This window comes from Actinoplanes sp. NPDC051633 (genome assembly GCF_040681735.1).
GTDB lineage: Bacteria > Actinomycetota > Actinomycetes > Mycobacteriales > Micromonosporaceae > Actinoplanes.
Genome location: NZ_JBFAZH010001255.1, coordinates 1 through 2,150 on the forward strand (window position 1 = coordinate 1; position 2,150 = coordinate 2,150).

At 69.5% G+C, this 2,150-nt stretch carries 2 protein-coding genes; both read right to left on the minus strand.

Going from position 1 to position 2,150, the window contains the following annotated elements; translation table 11 throughout:
• Positions 1-715 (minus strand): FAD-dependent oxidoreductase (locus tag AB0M20_RS39740; protein WP_364306264.1); only part of this gene is annotated, 715 nt, incomplete at its 3' end.
• 1 nt (position 716) lies between these two features.
• The coding region (gene glpK / locus AB0M20_RS39745; protein ID WP_364306266.1) for a glycerol kinase GlpK at positions 717-2,150 on the minus strand (1,434 nt) is incomplete at its 5' end.

The following is a 2,150-nucleotide window of genomic DNA, read 5'->3' on the forward strand; positions in this document are numbered from 1 at the left end:
CCTGGGTGTCGTCGGTCCACACCCCGGTCGCGTTGATCACCTGCTGGGCGCGGACCTCGAAGGTCCGGTCGTGCTCGAGGTCCTGGACCGTCACCCCGGTGACCCGCTCGCCCTCGCGCAGAAAACCGGTCACCCGGGTCCGCGAGACGACGTGCGCGCCGTACGCCGCGGCGGTCCGCGCCAGGAACATCGTGTGCCGAGCGTCGTCCAGCTGGGCGTCGTAATACTGCAACGCCCCGACCAGCGCCTCCTTCTTGAGCGCCGGGCAGACCCGCAGTGCCCCCCTGCGGGTCAGGTGCCGGTGCCGCGGCAGACCGCCGCCGATGGCCATGGTGTCGTAGAGGGTGACGCCCGTCCCGGCGTAGATCCGCTCCCAGCCGCGGTGCTGCAGCGGGTAGAGGAACTTCACCGGGCGGGCCAGGTGCGGGGCGAGACGGGAGAGGATGAGCCCACGCTCCCGGAGAGCTTCACGCACCAGCGCGAAATCGAGCATCTCCAGGTAGCGCAGGCCGCCGTGGATGAGTTTGCTGGACCGGCTGGACGTGCCCGAGGCGAAATCGCGCGCCTCGACCAGACCCACGGAGAGCCCGCGGGTCACGGCGTCGAGCGCGCAGCCCGCCCCGACCACTCCGCCGCCGATGACGAGAACGTCGACCTCGGTATCGGCGAGAGCGGTCAGGGCGGCGTCCCGGGAGCCGGGAGAGAGCACGGTCATGTCAGTCCACGTCCACCCAGTCGAGAGTCCGTTCCACGGCTTTCTTCCAGCGACCGTATCCCTCCTCACGCTGCTCCGCCGACCACTGCGGCTGCCAGCGCTGCGACTCGTTCCAGTTCTCCCGGAGCTCGTCGGTGTTCTTCCAGAAGCCAACGGCCAGACCCGCGGCGTACGCGGCGCCCAGAGCCGTCGTCTCGGCCACCACCGGCCGGCTGACCGGCACGCCCAGCACGTCCGCCTGGATCTGCATGGCCAGGTTGTTGACCGTGATGCCGCCGTCCACCTTGAGCACGTCCAGGGTCACGCCGGAGTCCTGCGCCATCGCGTCGACCACGTCGCGGCTCTGGTAGCAGATCGACTCGAGGGTGGCCCGCGCGATGTGCGCGTCGGTGTTGAAGCGGGACAGGCCGACGATCGCGCCGCGCGCGTCCGACCGCCAGTACGGCGCGAACAACCCGGAGAAGGCCGGCACGAAGTACACGCCGCCGTTGTCCGGGACCGACCGCGCCAGCGTTTCGCTCTCCGCGGCGTTGTTGATGATGTGCAGCTGGTCGCGCAGCCACTGCACCGCCGAGCCGGTGACCGCGATGGATCCCTCCAGCGCGTAGACCGGCGCGCTCTCACCGAACCTGTAGCAGACGGTGGTGAGCAGGCCGTTCTCCGAGCGGACCAGCTCGGTTCCGGTGTTCAGCAGCATGAAGTTGCCGGTGCCGTAGGTGTTCTTGGCCTCGCCCGGCGCGAAGCAGACCTGACCGAACATGGCCGCCTGCTGGTCGCCGAGGTCGCCGGTCAGCGGAACGGTCCCGCCGAGCGGGCCGGCGTTGCCGTAGGTGTTCGGGTCCGACGACGGCCGGATCTCCGGCAGCATGGACCGCGGGATGTTGAAGAACCCGAGCAGCTCGTCGTCCCAGTCGAGCGTCTCGAGGTTCATCAGCATGGTGCGGCTGGCGTTGGTCACGTCGGTGAGGTGGTTGCCGCCGTTCGTGCCGCCGGTCAGGTTCCAGATCAGCCAGGTGTCGGTGTTGCCGAAGATCGCGTCGCCGCGCTCGGCCGCTTCGCGTACCCCGTCGACGTTCTCCAGGATCCACTGGATCTTGCCGCCGGAGAAGTACGTGGCCGGCGGCAGCCCGGCCTTCTGCCGGATGACCTTGCCGCGCTCGTCGCGGTCCAGTGCCGAGGCGATCCGGTCGGTCCGGGTGTCCTGCCAGACGATCGCGTTGTAGTACGGCCGGCCGGTCTTGCGGTCCCACACCAGGGCCGTCTCGCGCTGGTTCGTGATGCCCATCGCGGCCAGGTCGGAGGGCTGCAGCTTTGCCTTCTCCATCGCGGTCTTGATGACCGTCTGGGACCGGTCCCAGATCTCGTTCGGGTTGTGCTCCACCCACCCGGCCTGCGGCAGGATCTGCTCGTGCTCGAGCTGGTGGCGGGCGACCTC